Consider the following 19,317-nt stretch of genomic DNA (forward strand, 5'->3'; position numbering starts at 1 on the left):
GTTGAGGCTGGGATTGGGGCTGGGGTTGAGGTTGAGGTTGGGGCTGGGGCTGGGATTGAGGCTGGGACTGGGAATGGGGCGCCGCCAGCGCCTGTGGCGGTGCCAGCGCCTGGGGCCGTTCCTGTGCTCGTGCCTCGCTGACGTCCGCCATCAGGCCGCCCCCGCCCATCCGCCGTGATCCACCAGGTCCCCGCGTCCGGCAAGGCCTCCGTTCCCCGCAGGGCCTGCGTCCCCCGCCAGGTATGCGTCCCCCACCAGGCAGTTGCTCCGCACCGCCGTGCCCGTGCCCTTGAGCGCCAGGCCGCCGACCCGCGCCCGTGCCGCCGGGCTGCGGCCCCCGCTCGAACCGCCGTTGCCGCGCCCGTCCCCGCGCCCGCCGCCCCAGCCGGTGTCGCCGTCGTCCGCGCTGTCGCGCACGGTGCCTTCGCCGCGCCCGCCGCCGCCTTCGCCGAGCCCCAACAGCAGGCCAAGGACGGGCAGGACGGCGTCCGCGCGCCCTGGGTCGAGCTCCGGCGCGAAGCCGGGCACCCCTTCGGTCACCGTCACGGCCCCGGCCTGGCCGGGGCCCCGCCGCACCAGCTCGCCCAGCGTGCGCCGCACGCCCGTCTCGTACGCGGAGAACGTCCGCCGCAGCAGGGGCAGGACGTCGACGAAGGCCTCGTCCGACACCCCGGTGAGCCACTGGTCGACGAGGCCGAGCAGCCGCTCGTCGTGTACCAGCAGCATGCCGCCGCCCGCGCCGCCGCCGACGAACCCCTCGATCCACGCGGCCGACTCCCCTGGCTCGGTCCCGCGCGACAGCGCAAGGCCCATCAACCGTGCCGCCTCCCCCTCCGCCAGCGCTCCGTCGTCCAGCAGCAGCCGGGCGCACCGCCCCCGGACCACTCCCGCGACCCGCTCCCCCTCCGCGAGCCCACGCAGCACGCTCCGCCACCGGGAGCGGAGGCCGCCGCCGGTGCCGGGTGCCGCCGGACCGGTCCCCGGCGCGGCCGGTGCCGCCAGGTCGCCGAGGAGCCCGACGGCGCCGTGCACCCCGTCCACGTGCCCCCGCACCCGCTCCGCAGCCTGCGCGTCGAGCCCGACGCACGCCGAGGGAAGGCCCACGAAGACCCGCTCCGCGAGGCCGAGCGCCACCTCTCCCAGGGCCCCGGTGTCCGTCCCGCGCACGTCCCCGTAGCGCAGCGACCGCACCAGCGCGGGCAGGGCCTCCGCCAGGTGGCCCACGTCCGCGTCCAGCGCCGCCCGGTCGGCGAGGACCCGCATCACCACCGGCAGCGCGGACGGCAGCTCGGCCAGCAGGCAGCGCTCCGCCAGCGCCGTCACGTCGGCGAGGGCCTCCGCGCCCACCGCGTCCGACTCCGCCCGTGCCGTCGCGGCGCCGAGCACCGTCGTGCCCCACACCCCGGCCTCGGCGACCCGTACGGACAGCTCCGGCTCCCACCGCAGCCGCCAGGTCTCCCGGAACGTGCCCGTGCTGCCGCGGGACTCGGCGGGCTCGCCCCACGCGACGCCAAGGAGCCGCAGCCGGTGCAGGAGGCGGCTGCGCGCCGCGTCGTTCTCCTTGCGCAGGTCCAGCTCAAGCTCCCGCTCCAGCGCCTCCGGCTTGAGCCGCAGCGCCCGCTGGCTCCGGGTGAGGTCCCGCTGCAGCGGGACGGCGGGAGCGGACTCCGGCACCTCCCCGAGGACATCGCCCACGACCAGCCTGTCGCGCACCAGCGCGAGCGGCACGTCCGACCCCTCGCACATCACGGCCCGTACCGCGTCCATCGTCTCGGTGAGGCCCGCGAGCGGCCGCCCGCGCATCGCCGCGAGCGTGTCGGCGAGCCGTACCGCCTCGATGACGTGCGCGGACGACACCGGCCGGTCCTCCGCCCTGAGGAGCCGCGCGACCTTCGTCAGCCATCGCTCCAGGGGGCGGTCGGGCGCCGCGAAGAGATGGCCGTACCAGCCGGGCGACTCGATGCCCGCCCCGTACCCGCTGGCGCGGCCCAGGCGCCGGTGCGTCCACGGCACCCAGGTCATGTCGACCTTGACCTTGGGCAGCCCCTTGAGCAGGGCCCGGTCGGCGGCCGCCGTCGTCTTCCTGCGGAGCGCGGGCACGTGCCACGCCCCGCACACGACCGCGGTCCCGTCCGCGCCGAACTCCCGCTGCGCCGCCCGCACCTGGAGCCTCATGTAGGCCTCGCGGAGGAGGTCCCGGTCATGGCTGCCGTCGCCGTCACCATCGCCGCTGTCGCCGTCACCATCGCTGGCATCGCCGTCACCGTCGTGGCCGTCGCCGTGGCCTTCGTCGTACGTCTCGCGCAGCACCCCCATGGCTTCGGCGAGCGCTTCGAAGGGCGCGAACGGGTCGCCGCCCGCCCCTCGGTGCTCGACGACGTCCTCCCACCAGCGCTCCGGATCGTCGTACCCGGCGGCTTCGGCGAGCGACCCGATGGGGTCCCCCCTGCGCGCGGGGAGCCGTGCTCCCGGGGCCCCGTCGACGTGCTCCGCCTCGGGCTCCTCGGCGCGGCGGGCGAGCGCGTGCGCGGCGGGCAGGTCCATGAACCGCACCGGCACGCCCCTGCGTACGGCCCACTGGATCGCCACCCACTCCGGGGAGAACGCGGCGAGCGGCCAGAACGCCGACCGCCCCGGCTCGTCCACGACGTGCGCGAGCAGCGCGACCGGCGGCCGCATGCCCTCCTCGGCGGCGAGCGGCGCCAGGCCATCGGCCTCCGGCGGCCCCTCGATCAGGACCACGCGGGGCTCCGCCGCGTCGAGCGCGGCCCGCACCGCCCGCGCCGAGCCGGGACCGTGGTGCCGCACCCCGAGAAGCAGCGGGCCTCCCGCGCGCGGGGCGGCCGTGGTCGTGGTCCTGGTCATGCGCTCACCTCACGGCACGCGCGGTAGAAGTCCTTCCACCCGTCGCGCTCGCGCACGACCGCCTCCAGGTACTCCTGCCAGACCACGCGGTCCGCCGCCGGGTCCCGCACGACCGCGCCGAGGATGCCCGCGGCGACGTCGCTGGGGCGCAGCACGCCGTCCCCGAAGTGCGCGGCGAGCGCCAGGCCGTTGGTGACCACGGAGATCGCCTCCGCCGTGGACAGGGTGCCGCTCGGCGACTTCACCTTCGTACGGCCGTCCGCCGTGACGCCGTCGCGCAGTTCGCGGAAGACCGTGACGACGCGGCGGATCTCGTCGATGCCGTCGGGCGCCGCGGGCAGGTCGAGGGAACGGCCGATCTGGTCGACGCGGCGCGCGACGATGTCGACCTCGGCGTCCGCGCTCTCCGGCAGCGGGAGCACGACCGTGTTGAAGCGGCGGCGCAGGGCGCTGGACAGGTCGTTGACCCCGCGGTCGCGGTCGTTCGCCGTGGCGATCAGGTTGAAGCCGCGGACGGCCTGCACCTCTTCGCCCAGCTCCGGTATGGGCAGGGTCTTCTCCGACAGGATGGTGATGAGCGTGTCCTGGACGTCCGCCGGGATGCGGGTGAGCTCCTCGACCCGGGCCGTCATGCCCTCGGCCATGGCACGCATCACCGGGCTGGGCACGAGCGCGTCCCTGCTGGGGCCGTGGGCGAGCAGCCGCGCGTAGTTCCAGCCGTAGCGGATGGCTTCCTCGGGGGTGCCCGCCGTGCCCTGCACGAGCAGCGTGGAGTCGCCGCTGACCGCCGCGGCGAGGTGCTCGGACACCCAGGTCTTCGCGGTGCCTGGCACGCCGAGCAGGAGCAGGGCGCGGTCGGTGGCGAGCGTGGTGACGGCGACCTCGACGATGCGGCGCGGGCCCACGTACTTGGGCGTGATCACGGTGCCGTCCGCCAGGGTGCCGCCGAGCAGATACGTCGCCACGGCCCAGGGCGAGAGCCGCCAGCGGGCCGGGCGCGGCCGGTCGTCAAGGGCGGCGAGGGCGGCGAGTTCGGCGGCGAAGGCGGTCTCGGCGTGCGGCCTGAGCGCCTGCGCGGCGGCCTCGTCCCCGCCCTCGCGCGCCACCTCGGGCGCGGCGCCCCCTCCGGTCCGCTCCACGGAAACGGTCATGGTGGTCCCCCTCCAGCTCGGGCATGCGCCAGCGACCCCGGAACGCGCATGCGTCGGCAACGACGCGGCCTGGCCGACGGCTTGGCCGCGATGTGGTTCCACCGTGCACCACGCCACTGACAATCGACCCCGGCACGGCGTTGAACTGCGCGAACGCCCTGTCGACCGCTGATTGTCAGTGCCGGGACCTACCGTCGGAGACATGACTCAGCAGGGGGTGCGCTGGACGGCGGACCAGGTGCTGGCACTGGCACCTGACGCATCGTCACGCAAGGCGGGAAGCAGGCTCGGCACGGCCGGGCCGTGGTCGGGAGCGGGAAGTTCCGGCGAGGGGGCGGTATGGGGACTGTGCAAGGGCAGCGGCAGCAGGCCGTACCAGACAGTGGTCGACGTGGCGGGCGCGGCGGGCCCGGCGTACAAGTGCAGTTGCCCGAGCCGCAAGTTCCCGTGCAAGCACGCGCTCGGCCTGCTGCTGCTCTGGGCCGGCGAAGAGGGCGCGGCCCTGGTGCCGGATGCCGGGGAGCGGCCGGAGTGGGCCGCGCAGTGGCTGGCGGCGCGACGCGAGAAGGCGGAGGCCAAGCGGAGTCCGGCCACGGCCCCGCGACGGACCGCTGACCCGGACGCGGCCCGCAAGCGGGCGGAGCGCAGAGCGGAGCACATCACGGCCGGGGCCACGGAGCTGGAGCGGCGCCTCGCCGACCTGCTGCGCGGCGGCCTGGCCACCGCCGAGCAGGCGGGGTACGGCCTATGGGAGGAGACCGCCGCGCGCATGGTCGACGCCCAGGCCCCGGGACTCGCCGCCCGCGTCCGGGAGTTGGGCGCCATACCGTCCTCCGGCGCGGGCTGGCCCGCCCGGCTCCTGGAGGAGTGCGCACTGCTGCGGCTTCTCACCTCGGGCTGGCTGCGCCGCGAGCGGCTGCCGGAGCCGCTGGCGGCCACGGTCCGCTCCCGTGTCGGCCTGTCCGCACCGGCCCAGGGTCCGCCGGTGCGGGACGTCTGGCAGGTCCTCGCGCAGTACGACACGGCGGACAGCAAGCTGACCACGCGCCGCGTCTGGCTGCACGGCGAGCGGTCCGGGCGCACGGCCCTGCTCCTCTCGTACGGCGCCGCGGGCCGCGCCCCCGCCCTGAGCCTGCCGGTCGGCACGGCCCTGGACGCGGAGCTGGTCCCGTACGCCGCGGACCCGGCCTCTCCCGGCCTGCGCGCCGACCTGGGCGAGCAGCTCAGCGCCCCGAGCCCCGCCACGGGCCACCCGCCGGGGCTGACCCCGGCCCAGGCGGCGGCCCGCTACGGCGACGCGCTGCGCGCCGACCCCTGGCTGGACGCCTGGCCCGCCACCCTTGACGGGGTGATACCGGTCCCGGACGGCACGGGCTGGCAACTGTCCGACGCGGACGGCGACCTGGCCCTGCCCCTCACCGGCTCCGCCGTCTCGCGCTCCGGCCTCTGGCGCCTGGTCGCCCTGTCCGGAGGCGCCCCGCTCACCGTCTTCGGCGAATGCGGCCACCAGGGCTTCACACCGCTGGCGGCCTGGGCGGACGACAAGGCGGAGACCGTACGGCTGTGAGGCCGAGGCCGTACGACCGCAAGCCGGAGACCGTACGGCTGTGAGGACGGCGGAGTCCGCCGCACGAGCCCGCCGCCTGACCCGGGGCCAGCCCCAGCCCATACGTGATCCACAACGCCCCACCGAGGGAGCGAAGATGACCACACCCACCACCCACGCGCGGGCAGCCGCGGCGTTCACCGGCACCCCCTGGGAGGAGCTCGTCACGGCGGCACTCCTGGGCACCGACCGCCGCACACCACCGCACACCGCCCCCGGCAAGGAGGCACCGGCCGCGCTCCTGGACGCGGCGGCGGTCCAGACGGTGCGCCGCCGCGCGGGCCTGCGCCCCGCCCCCGCCGCACCGCTCCCCGAGCCCGCCCCCGAGGACACCCGGCCCGTCGTCCCGCCCGCGGCCGGGCGCAGGCTCGCCTCCCTGCTGACCGACCACCCGGCGTCAGGGGGCGGCCGCCGCGGCACCGCGCCCGACCTGATGGAGCTGCTCCCGCAGTGGCTGGCCCTGGCCAACGACCAGGGTTTCAAGGCGCCACCGGAGCTGCTGCCCGCCCTGTTGAACGCGGCGCGCGGGCGCACCGACCTGCGCCCCCAGGCCCTGGCCTTCGCGGGCCCGCGCGCCCTGTGGCTGGCCGGGCTGAACCCGGACTGGAAGTTCGCCCTGCGCGCCGCCCCGCACCGCGCGCCAGCGGTCGGCCCACAGGAGGACGAGGGCCAGGAGGTCGAACGCCGGTGGCAGGAGGGGCTGTTCGCGGAGCGGGTCGCCCTGCTCACCGCCCTGCGGACGCGCGACCCGGACGCCGGGCGCGAACTGCTCGCCGGGACCTGGCCGACGGAGCGCGCCGAGGACCGGCTGATGTTCCTGGACTCGCTGCGCACGGGGCTCGGCCCGGCCGACGAGCCGTTCCTGGAGCGGACGCTCGGCGACCGCAGCCGCAACGTCCGCTCCACGGCGGCGGAGCTCCTCTCCGCCCTGCCGGAGTCGGCGCTGGCCGCCCGCATGGCCGACCGCGCCTCCTCCTGCGTGGCCCTGGACCGCACCGCGGGCACGCCCGCGCTCACCGTGGAGGCGCCCCACGAGTGCGACGCGGGCATGGAGCGCGACGGCGTGGTCGCCAAACCGCCCGCGGGGCGCGGCGAACGGTCCTGGTGGCTGGGCCAGTTGGTGGAAGCCGCGCCGCTCGCGACCTGGCAGCCCCGGTTCGGCGGCCGCGGCCCCGCGGAGATCGTGGCGCTCCCGGTGGCCGACGACTGGCGCGGCGAACTGCACGCGGCGTGGTGCCGCGCGGCCGTGCGCCAACGGGACGCGACCTGGTCGCGGGCCCTGCTCGGCTCTCCATCGGCGCCCGACGCGGCGGGACCGGGCGCGGTGTCCCTGGCGGAGCGCGCCAAGCTCCTCGCCGCCCTGCCCGCGCCCGAGCGGGCCGCGTGGGTGGCGGGTTTCATCGACGCGCACGGCCTGTCGGAGGCCTTCCAGCTGCTCGGCGTCTGTGCGGTGCCGTGGTCGCCGGAGCTGGGGCGCGCGGTGGTGGACGCGCTGAACATCGCCCGGGACGCGGGCAGTTACCCCTGGAGCTTCAGCGGCGTGATGGGGCTCGCGGAACGCTGCCTGGACCCGGCCGAAGCGGTCCGCCTCGACGCCCTCACGGCCCGCACGGACGAACCCGAGGACGCCTCGCCCGGGGCCGGGGGCTACTGGTCGGAGGCGTTCCAACGCCTGGTCACCACGCTGCGCCTGCGCGCGACGATGCGGGAGGAGCTCACCGGGTGAGCAGCGAGCCGCCGGGCGAACACCGAGCCGTCGCGTCCGCGCCGTGCGGAGCGAAACCCCCGCACCCCGCGCGCGCCGGGCCCCGCGCGCCGCCGAAGGCTACGCCTCCGTCGGCTGCCGCACGTTCTCCCTGACCCACTCCACGATCGCCGTCGTCGTCGCCCCCGGGGTGAAGATCTCCGCGACGCCCAGCTCCTTGAGCGGCGGAATGTCCTCTTCGGGGATGATGCCGCCGCCGAACACCTGGATGTCCTGCGCGTCGCGCTCCTTGAGGAGTTCGATGACACGGGCGAACAGGGTCATGTGCGCGCCGGACAGGATGGACAGGCCGATCGCGTCGGCGTCCTCCTGGATGGCCGTGTCGACCACCTGCTCGGGCGTCTGGTGCAGGCCGGTGTAGATGACCTCCATGCCGGCGTCGCGCAGCGCCCGCGCGATCACCTTGGCTCCGCGATCGTGACCGTCGAGCCCCGGCTTGGCGACCACCACGCGGATCGGACCGGCTCCCACACCCATCACTGCCTCCATGTACAGACATCCCGTACGGGAATCCAGCCGTCCCGGCACGGATACCCCGCACCGCACCGGCAGGGTAAGTGAACGAACGTTATCTCCAGCATCCCGCACCCCGCCGTTTCGCGGTGGAGAGGGAGGGGGAAATCACACGGTGGGACACGTTAGCCACGCGCGGCTCCCGTACGACGGGGCGCCTGGGGAGCGCGCGAGGGGAGCCGTCGCGAGGCCGCCGCACCACCGCGCCGTTCAGCCGCACGGCACGGTGGTCGCGGTGCGTCGCGCCCGGCGCGGCGCAGCGCGGTTCAGCAGGCCTAGGCCACGGCTTCCCATGAGAGGCACACGGGGGACAGGAGTGTCTGCCCGCGTGCCGACCGGGAGGTCGACATGACGGTCACGAGGGTCAAGACGGCCACGAAGGCCCAGCCCTTTCGTCTCTGCGGTGCGCTGCTCGCGCCCAGACTGGCCGGGCTCTCCCTCGCCCTGCTGAAGGCGACCGCCTTGGAGCTCGCGATCCTCGCCGGACACCTGCTCCTGTATCCCTCGGGCATCGTCCAGGAGGGCCGCTCGTCACCTCCGTCCCCGCCGCCCGACGCGCCGCGGCTGCCGTCCCAGGGCAAACCCCCGGTCCTGCTCCTGCACGGCTTCATCGACAACCGCTCCGTGTTCGTGCTGCTGCGCCGCAGCCTCGCCCAGCACGGCAGGCAGCATGTCGAGTGCCTCAACTACTCCCCGCTGACCTGCGACATCCGCAAGGCCGCCGAACTGCTCGGCCGTCATGTGGAGGAGATCTGCGAGCGCACGGGGCACGAGCGCGTGGACATCGTCGGCCACAGCCTCGGCGGCCTCATCGCCCGCTACTACGCGCAGCGGCTCGGCGGCGACGCCCGCGTCCGCGCCCTTGTCACGCTCGGCACCCCGCACGGCGGCACCCGGGTCGCGCCGCTCGCCGACGCGCACCCGATCGTCCGCCAGATGCGCCCCGGCTCGGACGTCGTCCAGGAGCTGCGGCGGCCCGCGCCCGGCTGCCGTACGCGGTTCGTGAGCTTCTGGAGCGAGCTGGACCAGATCATGGACCCGGTCGAGACGGCCTGCGTCGAGCATCCGGACCTCATCGCGCGGAACGTCCGCGTCTCGGGCATCGGCCACCTCGCCCTGCCGGTGCACCCCGCCATGGCGTCGGCGATCCGCCAGGCCCTCGACCTCGTGGAGCCCGGAGCCAGCGCCTCCGCGTCGACGGGAGGTCTGACGGTCGCCTGACACCGCCGGGGCCGCGCGGAACACCCCCGCCCGGTCGGCGCGCCCCCTTGCCGAAACGGCGCGCGCACCCCGGCCGACCTCGAACACTCCTCGAACGCCAGGCCAAGCCTGCGTCCGCAGTCCGCCGAAAGACGGCCGAATGCCCGTTTCCGGCGAGCACGGAACCTGCCGAAGATTGTCGCGCCCGCATACCGCCGGGTACAGTCGCGGGCACTGCGCTGCCAGCCCATGCTGTCGAGGCGAAAGAGAAGTTGGTGAACGACCGTCACCCGCCGGGGACCCCCGCTCCGGCCCCGGCACCCGACGCCGACTACGCGCCCTATGGGTCCTACGACCAGAGCGCACAGCACCTCGGCTATGGGTACGACGGCTACTCCACCGGCACGTTCACCGCCACCGGGTTCAACGCGCCGGGTGCGCACGACGGCACGGGTGTCTTCGACACTTCTGGCTCCGGCTTCGCGATCCCCGGCGGCGGCTTCCCCTCCGACCCGCTCTTCGGCGAGCTGCCCGGCCAGGGCTACGACACCGGCCAGTGGGCCACGACGGCCCCGCAGACCCCTGGCCAGGACGCGTTCAGCGCCCCGGCCCAGTCCGCGTACGACACGGGCGGCCACGACGCGGCGACGCTGTGGGGCAGCACCGGATACCAGCAGCTCACGGACATTCCTTCGCAGCCGGGCCCCGACAGCACGGCCGCCTGGTCCACCGACTCCTGGACCGACGCCCCGGGGACCGGCCAGTGGTCCACCCAGGTCTTCGACACCGGCGCCTACGACGCCACCGCCTGGAACTCGGACGGCGAGCAGGACGCGTACGGCGCGACGACGCCCACGTCCGAGACGTACGACGACGCGTACGCGGCGAACGGCGCCCCGGCCGACACGGGCGACGCCTACGAGCCGCACGAGTTCACCCCCGACGACACGCCCGCCGACGAACTCGGCGACATCGAAGCTGGTGCGGGGCACGACGAACACGCCCCCGCCGAGCGCCCGCGAGCCCCCCGGGGTGGCGCCCCGCGCACGCGTTCCCGTTCGCGCCGCTCCCCCGCGAAGCGCTCCGCGCTGCTCACCGTCGCCGTTCCTTCGGCGTGCGTGATGGGCGTCGCGGGCGTGGCCGCCGCGACGGTGGGCGGCCTCGGCGGAGGCGACGACGACAAGGAGGCGCGGGCCTCCGCGCCGGACTCGGCGTCGGTGCAGCCGTCCGCGGCGAACAGCAAGTTCGACACCCAGCTGGCCAACCTCTCGGCCGACGCGGGGGACTTCGCCGACCGGGCCAGCCGTACGCAGGAACGTATTGACCTCAAGGCCGCGAAGGACGCCGCGCACAAGAAGGCGATCGCGGAGGCGGCCCGCAAGGAGCGGCTGCGCCCGAAGTTCGCGCTGCCGGTCTCGCAGCACGGCCTGAGCGCGTACTACGGCCAGGCGGGCGTCAACTGGATGTCGGCGCACTCCGGGATCGACTTCCCGGTGTCGTACGGCACGCCCGTGATGGCCGCGACCGACGGCGTCGTCTCCACGAAGTGGAACAGCGCCTACGGCAACATGGCGATAGTGACCGCCAAGGACGGCACGGAGACCTGGTACTGCCACCTCTCCACGAACAAGGTGGCCAGCGGTCCCGTGAAGGCGGGCGACGTCATCGCCTACTCCGGGAACTCCGGCAACTCCACCGGTCCGCACCTCCACTTCGAGGTCCGGCCGGGCGGCGGCTCGGCCATCGACCCGCTGCCGTGGCTGCGCAGCCACGGGCTCGACCCGACGTAGTACGCGCCACTACTGCAAACCGGCGCGACGCCCCCGTGACGCGACGCCCTCTACGGGGCCCCGGAGGGCCCCGCGAGCGACGCTGTCAGAGCTTCTCCACCGGCGCGTACCTCAGCAGCAGCCGCTTCGGCTTACCGCCACCGAAGTCCACCGACGCCTCGGCGTTCGCGCCCGTGCCCTTCACTCCGACCACCGTGCCGAGGCCGAACTGGTCGTGCGTCACGCGGTCGCCGACGGCGAGCGACACCACCGGCTTCTCGGACGCCCGGCGCGTGGCGAACCCCTGCGCGCCGCCCGCGCGCGAACGCGACGACGACAGCGAGGACGCCACCCCGGCGGCGGGACCCGACGACGCGGGCGCGCCGACGGAACCCTTCCGCTTCCAGTCCAGATGGGTCTCCGGGATCTCCTCCAGGAAACGCGACGGCGGGTTGTACGACGGCGTGCCCCAGGCGCTGCGCATGGAGGACCGCGTCAGATAGAGCCGCTCACGCGCGCGCGTGATGCCGACGTAGGCGAGGCGCCGCTCCTCCTCCAGCTCCTTGGTCTGGCCGAGGGCGCGCATGTGCGGGAACACGCCGTCCTCCATGCCCGTGAGGAACACGACGGGGAACTCGAGGCCCTTGGCGGTGTGCAGCGTCATGAGCGTGATGACGCCGGAGCCGTCGTCCTCCTCGTCCGGGATCTGGTCCGAGTCGGCGACGAGGGCGACCCGCTCCAGGAAGTCGGAGAGCGAGCCCGTCTCGCCGTCCGGGCGGTCCTGCTCGAACTCCAGGGCCACCGCGGCGAGCTCCTGGAGGTTCTCGATGCGCGTCTCGTCCTGCGGGTCCGTGGAGGACTGCAACTCGGCCAGATAGCCGGTCCGTTCGAGTACCGCCTCCAGGACGACCGCCGGGCCCGCGCCCGACTCCACGACGGTGCGCAGCTCCTCCATGAGCGTGTTGAAGCGCTTGACCGCGTTCGTCGAGCGGGCCGCCATGCCGTACGCCTCGTCGACGCGCCGCAGGGCCTGCGGGAAGGAGATCTTCTCGCGCTGTGCGAGCGCGTCGACCATGGCCTCGGCGCGCTCGCCGATGCCGCGCTTGGGCACGTTCAGGATGCGGCGCAGCGGGACGCCGTCCTCCGGGTTGGCGAGGACCCGCAGATAGGCCAGGACGTCGCGGACTTCCTTGCGCTCGTAGAAGCGGACGCCGCCGACGACCTTGTAGGGCAGGCCGACGCGGATGAAGATCTCTTCGAAGACTCGGGACTGCGCGTTCGTCCGGTAGAAGATCGCGACGTCGCCCGCCTTGGCGTCGCCCGCGTCGGTGAGGCGGTCGATCTCGTCGGCGACGAACTGCGCCTCGTCGTGCTCGGTGTCCGCCACGTACCCGGTGATGCGGGCGCCCGCGCCCGCGTTCGTCCACAGGTTCTTCGGGCGGCGGGACTCGTTGCGCTCGATGACCGCGTTGGCGGCGGTCAGGATCGTCTGGGTGGAGCGGTAGTTCTGCTCCAGGAGGATCGTGGTCGCGTCCGTGTAGTCCTCCTCGAACTGGAGGATGTTGCGGATGGTGGCGCCGCGGAAGGCGTAGATGGACTGGTCGGCGTCGCCGACGACGCACAGCTCGCCGGGCCCGTCGCCGTCGGCGGCGTCCCCGGAGGGGCCGACGAGCTCGCGCACGAGGGCGTACTGCGCGTGGTTCGTATCCTGGTACTCGTCGACCATGACGTGGCGGAAGCGGCGGCGGTAGTGCTCGGCGACGTCCGGGAAGGCGCGCAGGAGGTGGACCGTCGTCATGATCAGGTCGTCGAAGTCGAGGGCGTTGGCCTCGCGAAGCCGCGACTGGTACATCGCGTACGCCTGGGCGAGGGTCTTCTCGAAGCCGTCGGCGGCCCGGCCCGCGAAGTCCTCCTCGTCGATCAGCTCGTTCTTCAGGTTCGAGATCTTGGCGCTGAACGACTTCGGCGGGAACTTCTTCGGGTCGAGGTCGAGGTCGCGGCAGACCAGGGCCATCAGGCGCTTGGAGTCCGCGGCGTCGTAGATCGAGAACGAGGACGTGAAGCCCAGCTTCTTGTACTCGCGGCGCAGGATGCGCACGCACGCGCTGTGGAACGTCGACACCCACATCGCGGCCGCGCGCGGGCCGACGAGCTGCTCGACGCGCTCCTTCATCTCGCCCGCGGCCTTGTTCGTGAACGTGATCGCGAGGATCTGGCCGGGGTGCGCGCCGCGCTCGGCGAGCAGATACGCGATGCGGTGGGTCAGCACGCGGGTCTTGCCGGAGCCCGCGCCCGCGACGATGAGCAGCGGGGAGCCCGCGTGCACGACGGCCGCGCGCTGGTTCTCGTTCAGGCCGTCGAGCAGCGTCGCCGGGTCGATCGCCGGGCGTGGGGCGCCGTCCCGGTAGTACGCGTCCGAGGTCATGGGCGCGTCGAACTTCCCGTCGAACAGATCGTCCGGCATCGGCTCCGGAGCGCTGTCCTCGGGCGGCGGCGGGGGCTGCTCCTCGGTGCCCTGCGAGGGCTTGAGGTCCGCCAGGAAGCTGTCGTCAAAGAGGCTGCTCATCGCCTCCCGAGTCTAGGCGGCCGCACTGACAACCCGCTCCGGGTTCCGGCCATCCACGCTCCGCCCCCGCACCGTCACCCTGCGCGACAGCGCATCAGGGTCACGCCAAGGGCTTCGTAAAGTAACGAAAACGTATCGGGCATATCGAACATCAACCTTCCCCGACGCCACAGGAGTTGGCTAGCGTGCTCGGCGGGCCGCACGTCCCCCACCGGCGATCCCCGCCGGTCACGCGTGGCCTCCGCCGAGTCCGACGCGTCGCCGCGACGCTCGTGGAGCCGGGGACCCACCATGATCCCGGGGTGAATCGGTCCCGTACGCAGTACGGGACGGTAGGGCAGCCTTCCGAACCACCCGCCCGAACCCGACAGCTAACCCGGTAGGCGGTCCACGGAAGGAGTCGCCGACCTTGGCGTCGCACCGCAAGCCGCGCAGCCGACCCGCCCGCATCCGCAACGCCCCCGCCCTCGGCATCACGACGGCCGCCCTGACCTCGGTGGCCGTGCTCTCGCAGAGCGCGAACGCCGCGCCGTCCGCCCCGTCCGAGCCCGGCAAGCCGTCCCTGGAAGAGGTCCAGAAGAAGGTCGACGACCTCTACCACCAGGCGGGAGTGGCCACCCAGAAGTACAACTCGGCCAAGGAGCGCGCCGACAAGCAGCGCAAGAAGGTCGACCGGATCCTCGACGACGTGGCCCAGCGCACGGACCGGCTGAACGAGGCCCGTCAGGAGCTCGGCTCCTTCGCCGCCGCGCAGTACCGCACCGGGGCCGTCTCCGAGACCGCCGCGCTGCTCCTCGCCGACGACCCGAAGGGGTTCTTCGACCAGAACCACCTGGCGGGCCGGCTCACCAGCCGCCAGAAGAAGGCGGTCGACGACTACCAGACGCAGACGGTCGCGGCGGCCAAGCAGCGCGCCAAAGCCACCAAGAGCCTGCGGTCGCTCAGCGACTCGCGCGACGACCTGAAGTCGAGCAAACGGACCGTCCAGACCAAGCTCACCCAGGCGCGCTCGATGCTGTCGAAGCTGACCGCCGAGGAGAAGGCACGGCTCGCCGCGATCGAGAAGCGGAAGGAAGAGGCGGCCCAGCGCAAGGCCGCCGAGCTGGCGCGCGAGCACGCCGAGGCGGAGCGTAAGCGGAAGGCCGAGGAAGCCGAGAAGGCTGAGAAGGCTGAGAAGGCCGAGAAGGCCGCCGAACGGGAGCGCGCGCGGGAGCGCGACCAGGACCGGGACCGGGACCAGGGTTCCGGCGATGGTTCGGGGGCCGGGACGGGGTCAGACACCGGATCCGGAACCGGGTCCGGGTCCGGGTCCGGAGACACCGACAGCGGGTACGCCGCCAAGGCCGAGAAGGTGATCTCCTTCGCCGAGCAGCAGATCGGCAAGCCGTACGTGTGGGGCGCCACCGGGCCCGGCTCGTACGACTGCTCCGGGCTCACCCAGGCCGCGTGGAAGACCGCGGGGATCTCGCTGCCGCGCACCACCTGGGACCAGGTGAAGACCGGCACCAAGGTGTCGACGTCCAGCGCCAAACGCGGCGACCTGGTCTTCTTCTACGACGACATCAGCCACGTCGGGATCTACATCGGCAACGGCAAGATGATCCACGCCCCGAAGCCCGGCGCGAACGTCCGCGTCGAGTCGATCTACTACATGCCGATCCACAGCGTGGTACGACCCGCGTGACCGCCGTCTCCGTAGAGGAGCGATAGCGAACCCGCCCTCTACGTAGAGGGCTGATACGCGTACGTAGAGGGCTGATACGTGTGTGGGCCCGCACCCGGAGGGGGTGCGGGCCCACGCGCGCGTGGCGGGCGGTGTGCGCCCTACGTCCACAGGACGGCGATGAAGATGTTCGCCGTCGTCAGGGCGCCGACCGCGCCGAACACCGCCTTCTCGACCTTCTCCTCGTCCCGCTTCACGTACACGAGCGCGAGGATCACGATCAGCAGCGCCAGCTTGACGCCGATCTTGATGTTGTTGACCTCGTTGTCGTCGGCCTGGTTCAGGCCGACCAGGGCCACGCCGGTGACCAGCATGGTCAGCGCCCCGTGCAGCATCGCGGGGCTGAAGCGGGCCGTGCCCTCGCCCATCGCCTTCATCTGGGTCAGGAAGCCGCCCAGGAGCGAGGCGATGCCGATGATGTGCAGGCCGACGAAGAGATGGATGAGTACGTCCATGGGGCGGAGCCTAACCGGGCCCGTATCAGCTTCCTTCAGGCAGGTGGGGCACAACCGCCACATCGGTCGCGGGCACGGGCGAAGCGGGCGCCTAGCGGCCCGCGAGCCGGTCAGGTCCGGTCGCGAGCGGCCCGCACCCGCCACTTCCGCACAACGTGACACGACCCGGTGACGGCCAGGTTTAGCGTCCTTCACCGGTGACCGGCTCCCCATCGCCGTCCGGACCAGGGGCGGCTAGCTGGACACCACCGCCGAGAGGTCCGGCGGCGTCACGCTCCCCCTGTGCGCGGCGTCGCCGGACACCGGACCCGGCCGCAGTGGAAGGACGTGGAGCCTCCGTGGCGCAGCACCGCAAGCCCCGACAGCGCCCGCTCAGCGGCCATACGGCCCGTACCGCGGCCACCCTCGCCCTCGCCTCGGCCGCCACGGCGACCGCCTTCGAAGGCACCGGGCACGCCGAGCCGCAGCTCACCCCCGGCGAGGTGAAGGCCAAGGTCGACGAGCTCTACCGCGAGGCCGAGGTCGCCACCGAGAAGTACAACGGCGCCAAGGAGAAGGCCGACCGCGCCGAGGAGTCCCTGAAGGACCTGCGCGACGAGGCCGCCCGCAAGACCGAGCGGCTCAACTCCACGCGCCAGGGCCTCGGTTCGCTGGCCACCGCTCAGTACCGCACCGGCGCCGTCGACCCGTCCGTCCAGCTGGCGCTCTCCTCCGACCCCGACGCGTTCCTCGACCGGGCCAGCGTCGCCGACCGCGTCGGCCGCCGCCAGGCCGCCGAGGTCAGCGACGTACAGCGGCAGGTCCGCGAGCTCGACCAGCTCCGCGGCGAGGCCGACGACACCCTGGCGAACCTCAGGTCCCGCCAGGCGGAGCTGCGCACGCACAAGAAGACCGTGACCGGCAAGCTCGGCGAGGCCAAGCGGCTGCTCGCCCGGCTGACCGCCGACGAACGCGCCCGCCTGGCCGCCGCCGAGCGCACCGACGGCTCCGACGGCTCCCAGGAGCAGGCGTCGCGGGGGAACACGCGGGACGCCGCCTCCGGCACCCCCGCCAAGGCCCCCACCGCCCGCGCCGGACAGGCCGTGTCGTACGCCTACAAGGCGCTCGGCAGCCCCTATGTGTGGGGCGCCACGGGCCCGAGCGCCTTCGACTGCTCCGGCCTCACCCAGGCCGCGTACCGCTCCGCGGGGCTCTCGCTCCCGCGCACGACCTATGCCCAGATCGACGCGGGCCGCCGCGTCGGCCGCTCCGAACTCCAGCCGGGCGACCTGGTGTTCTTCTACTCCGGCATCAGCCACGTCGGCCTCTACGTGGGCGGAGGGCAGATGATCCACGCCCCCAACCCCAGCGCCCCCGTCCGCCTCGCCCCCATCGACCAGATGCCGTTCGCGGGGGCCACGCGGGTGGCCTGAGGCGCGCCGTGCCGACCGCCCTCAGCCGTCCCGCGGTGTCACACCAGGCGCCGCGCCGTCGCCCACCGTGTCAGCTCGTGCCGGTTGGACAGCTGGAGCTTCCTCAAGACCGCCGACACATGCGACTCGACCGTCTTCACGGAGATGTAGAGCTGCTTGGCGATCTCCTTGTACGCGTACCCGCGCGCGATGAGGCGCAGCACCTCGCGCTCGCGCTGGGTGAGGCGGTCCAGGTCCTCGTCGACCGGTGCCGCGTCCGTCGACGCGAAGGCGTCCAGGACGAAACCGGCGAGCCGCGGCGAGAACACCGCGTCGCCCTCCTGGACACGGAAGATCGAGTCGACCAGGTCGGTACCGGTGATGGTCTTGGTGACATAGCCGCGGGCACCGCCCCGGATGACACCGATGACGTCCTCGGCGGCGTCCGACACGGAGAGCGCGAGGAATCGCACCGGGCTCTCCAGGTCCGCCATCAACGGCGCGCAGCGGCGCAGCACTTCCACGCCACCGCCGCCCGGCAGGTGCACGTCGAGCAGCACGACCTCGGGCCGGGTCGCCGTGATCACCGTGACCGCCTGGTCGACGTCGGCGGCCTCGCCGACGACCTCGACGCCCGTGCGCTCGGTCTGGCCGATCTCCGCCTGCACTCCCGTGCGGAACATGCGGTGGTCGTCGACCAGGACGACCCGCACGTGCCGCCCCGGGCCCGCGCCGACGGCCTCTTCGGCCCCGGCGGGCCGGTCACCGGGCTCCGCCGCCCCGGGCGCCCCCTGCCGCTCGGGCCCGCCCGCTCCGGTCGCGTCGCTCATGTCGCCGCCGTCCTCTCCATCTCCAGCTCGACTTCCGTGCCGCCGCCCGGCACCGCGCGCAGCCGCGCCGTGCCGCCGTTGCGCTGCATACGGCCGATGATCGATTCTCGTACGCCCATCCGGTCCTCGGGCACCGCGTCCAGGTCGAAGCCCGGTCCGCGGTCCCGGACGGACACGAAGACCGTCTCCCCCTCGACCTCGGCGAAGACCTGCACCGCGCCGCCTTCGCCACCGTACTTGGCGGCGTTCACCATCGCTTCCCGCGCGGCCTGCGTCTGTGCCTTCAGGCGTTCGTCGAGCGGGCAGTCGCCGACGACGACCACCTCGATGGGGACGCCGTGCTTGTCCTCCACCTCCGCCGCGTCGCGCCGCACCGCCTCGGCGAGCGTGTCGGGCTCCTCCGCCTCGTCCTTGCCGGTGCCCTCCGGCTTGTAGAGCCAGGCGCGCAGGTCGCGCTCCTGGGCGCGGGCGAGGCGGCGGACCTCCCCCGCGTTGTCCGCGTTGCGCTGGATCAGCGTCAGGGTGTGCAGCACGGAGTCGTGCACGTGGGCGGCGACTTCCGCCCGCTCCTGGGCCCGGATGCGCATCAGCCGCTCCTCGGAGAGGTCCTGGGTCATGCGGATGAGATAGGGGCCCGCGAGCAGGGCTATGCCGACGAGCACGGCGAGCGCCGCCTGCAGCGCCGCGCCCAGGTCGGACCCGGCGCCGCGCAGCACGAAGATGCCGGACACACCGACGCCGACGAGGAGCACCCCGGCCGCGGTCCGGGCGATCGTCAGGGTGCGGCGCTTGCGGCCGACCTCCATCCAGCGGGCCCTGCGGGCGTTGTCCGCCTGGCGCCAGACGAGGGCGACACCGGCGGCGACGAGCAGCGTCGGCCAGAGATACGCCTTCGTCGGACCGCCGAGCTCGACGCTGCCGACGAAGACCATGGCGACGGCGAGCATCGCGAGGAGCGCGACGATCTGGCCCTTGTCGGGCTTGCGGGCGACGAGTCTGCGGCGGCCGTCCGCCGCCGTCTCCGTGGTGACCACCGAGGGGCGCTGCGCCGCCGCCACGCCGCCCACGCCCAGCGGCACGAAGAACCAGAACGCGGCGTAGAGCAGCGCGCCGAGGCCGTTCGCCGTGAACAGCCCGATGAAGATGAGCCGCACCCAGATCACGGGCAGCCCGAGGTGCCCGGCGAGACCGCGCGCGACCCCGCCCAGCAGGCGGCCCTCACCGCTGCGGTACAGCTTCCGCAGCGGCCGCTCGTCTTCGATGGATACAGCTGCGGCTTCGGGCATGTCATCGATGGTCACACGGGGGCGGGGCCGGGGGCATCAGGGTCAACCCCGGAGACTCCCCTGATCTCGGACCGCCTGGACCGCCTAGACCGCCCAGAGTGGCCGGACCGCCCAGAGCGCCGGACCGGCCGCGGCCGCCCGGAACAGTTCAGAGCGGCCGGACCGCCCGCGGCCGCTGCCCGCGCCAGGCTTCGGCC

General features: G+C 73.7%; 13 protein-coding genes and 1 riboswitch. Of the genes, 6 read left to right on the forward strand and 7 right to left on the reverse strand.

All coding sequences use genetic code 11. The annotated features are described in order from the left end of the window. Positions 1–150: 150 nt before the first annotated feature. Both AC07A4_RS03245 and AC07A4_RS03250 read right to left on the reverse strand, forming a co-directional pair. Positions 151–2,865 carry a DUF5682 family protein gene (locus AC07A4_RS03245; RefSeq protein ID WP_478592167.1) on the reverse strand — a complete coding sequence of 905 codons (2,715 nt, stop codon included), beginning with the start codon at positions 2,863–2,865 and terminating at the stop codon, positions 151–153. Further along, positions 2,862–4,016, reverse strand: a complete 1,155-nt coding sequence (locus AC07A4_RS03250) for an ATP-binding protein (protein ID WP_478592169.1) — start codon at positions 4,014–4,016, stop codon at positions 2,862–2,864. The genes AC07A4_RS03245 and AC07A4_RS03250 overlap by 4 nt, the downstream gene beginning before the upstream one ends. A gap of 202 nt (positions 4,017–4,218) precedes the next feature. Here AC07A4_RS03250 and AC07A4_RS03255 point away from each other — a divergent pair, with 202 nt between their 5' ends. Together AC07A4_RS03255 and AC07A4_RS03260 are read left to right on the forward strand one after the other, a co-directional pair. Continuing rightward, complete coding sequence (locus tag AC07A4_RS03255; RefSeq protein ID WP_478592171.1) at positions 4,219–5,583, forward strand: SWIM zinc finger family protein; 1,365 nt, start codon at positions 4,219–4,221, stop codon at positions 5,581–5,583. 136 nt (positions 5,584–5,719) lie between these two features. Further along, the gene (locus AC07A4_RS03260) at positions 5,720–7,348 is read left to right on the forward strand and encodes a DUF5691 domain-containing protein (RefSeq protein WP_478592174.1); all 1,629 of its coding nucleotides are present in this window, start codon (positions 5,720–5,722) and stop codon (positions 7,346–7,348) included. Between the two features lie 99 nt (positions 7,349–7,447). Here AC07A4_RS03260 and AC07A4_RS03265 read toward each other — a convergent pair whose 3' ends face one another. Continuing rightward, entirely contained in the window at positions 7,448–7,864 is a 417-nt protein-coding gene (locus AC07A4_RS03265) for a cobalamin B12-binding domain-containing protein (protein WP_478592177.1), read from the reverse strand. A gap of 384 nt (positions 7,865–8,248) precedes the next feature. Between AC07A4_RS03265 and AC07A4_RS03270 the strand changes: the two genes are divergently transcribed. After that, complete coding sequence (locus AC07A4_RS03270; RefSeq protein ID WP_478592179.1) at positions 8,249–9,121, forward strand: esterase/lipase family protein; 873 nt, start codon at positions 8,249–8,251, stop codon at positions 9,119–9,121. 254 nt (positions 9,122–9,375) lie between these two features. Then, positions 9,376–10,890 (forward strand): M23 family metallopeptidase, encoded by a 1,515-nt coding sequence (locus AC07A4_RS03275; protein WP_478592182.1) that lies wholly within the window; start codon positions 9,376–9,378, stop codon positions 10,888–10,890. An 85-nt stretch (positions 10,891–10,975) separates the two neighbouring features. Here the strand turns inward: AC07A4_RS03275 and pcrA are convergent, their stop codons facing one another. Then, the gene (pcrA, locus tag AC07A4_RS03280) at positions 10,976–13,435 is read right to left on the reverse strand and encodes a DNA helicase PcrA (protein WP_478592184.1); all 2,460 of its coding nucleotides are present in this window, start codon (positions 13,433–13,435) and stop codon (positions 10,976–10,978) included. A gap of 232 nt (positions 13,436–13,667) precedes the next feature. Next, positions 13,668–13,836, forward strand: a riboswitch (cyclic di-AMP (ydaO/yuaA leader). An 8-nt stretch (positions 13,837–13,844) separates the two neighbouring features. Between pcrA and AC07A4_RS03285 the strand changes: the two genes are divergently transcribed. Then, positions 13,845–15,119 (forward strand): C40 family peptidase, encoded by a 1,275-nt coding sequence (locus tag AC07A4_RS03285; protein WP_478592187.1) that lies wholly within the window; start codon positions 13,845–13,847, stop codon positions 15,117–15,119. A 140-nt stretch (positions 15,120–15,259) separates the two neighbouring features. Here AC07A4_RS03285 and AC07A4_RS03290 read toward each other — a convergent pair whose 3' ends face one another. Continuing rightward, positions 15,260–15,613: a hypothetical protein gene (locus AC07A4_RS03290; RefSeq protein ID WP_478592190.1), complete on the reverse strand. Its 354-nt coding sequence runs from the start codon at positions 15,611–15,613 to the stop codon at positions 15,260–15,262. A 338-nt stretch (positions 15,614–15,951) separates the two neighbouring features. On the opposite strand from AC07A4_RS03290, the gene AC07A4_RS03295 reads away from it, so the two are divergent. Next, positions 15,952–17,025, forward strand: coding sequence for a C40 family peptidase (locus AC07A4_RS03295; RefSeq protein WP_478592193.1), 1,074 nt, complete (start codon positions 15,952–15,954; stop codon positions 17,023–17,025). A gap of 38 nt (positions 17,026–17,063) precedes the next feature. On the opposite strand, the gene AC07A4_RS03300 is transcribed toward AC07A4_RS03295, so the two are convergent. Together AC07A4_RS03300 and AC07A4_RS03305 are read right to left on the reverse strand one after the other, a co-directional pair. Then, positions 17,064–17,834: a LuxR C-terminal-related transcriptional regulator gene (locus AC07A4_RS03300; RefSeq protein WP_478592196.1), complete on the reverse strand. Its 771-nt coding sequence runs from the start codon at positions 17,832–17,834 to the stop codon at positions 17,064–17,066. Beyond that, positions 17,831–19,120, reverse strand: coding sequence for a PspC domain-containing protein (locus AC07A4_RS03305; protein WP_478592199.1), 1,290 nt, complete (start codon positions 19,118–19,120; stop codon positions 17,831–17,833). Before AC07A4_RS03305 ends, AC07A4_RS03300 begins: the two co-directional genes overlap by 4 nt. Positions 19,121–19,317 lie beyond the last annotated feature (197 nt).

Source organism: Streptomyces sp. NPDC043996 (assembly GCF_056435225.1).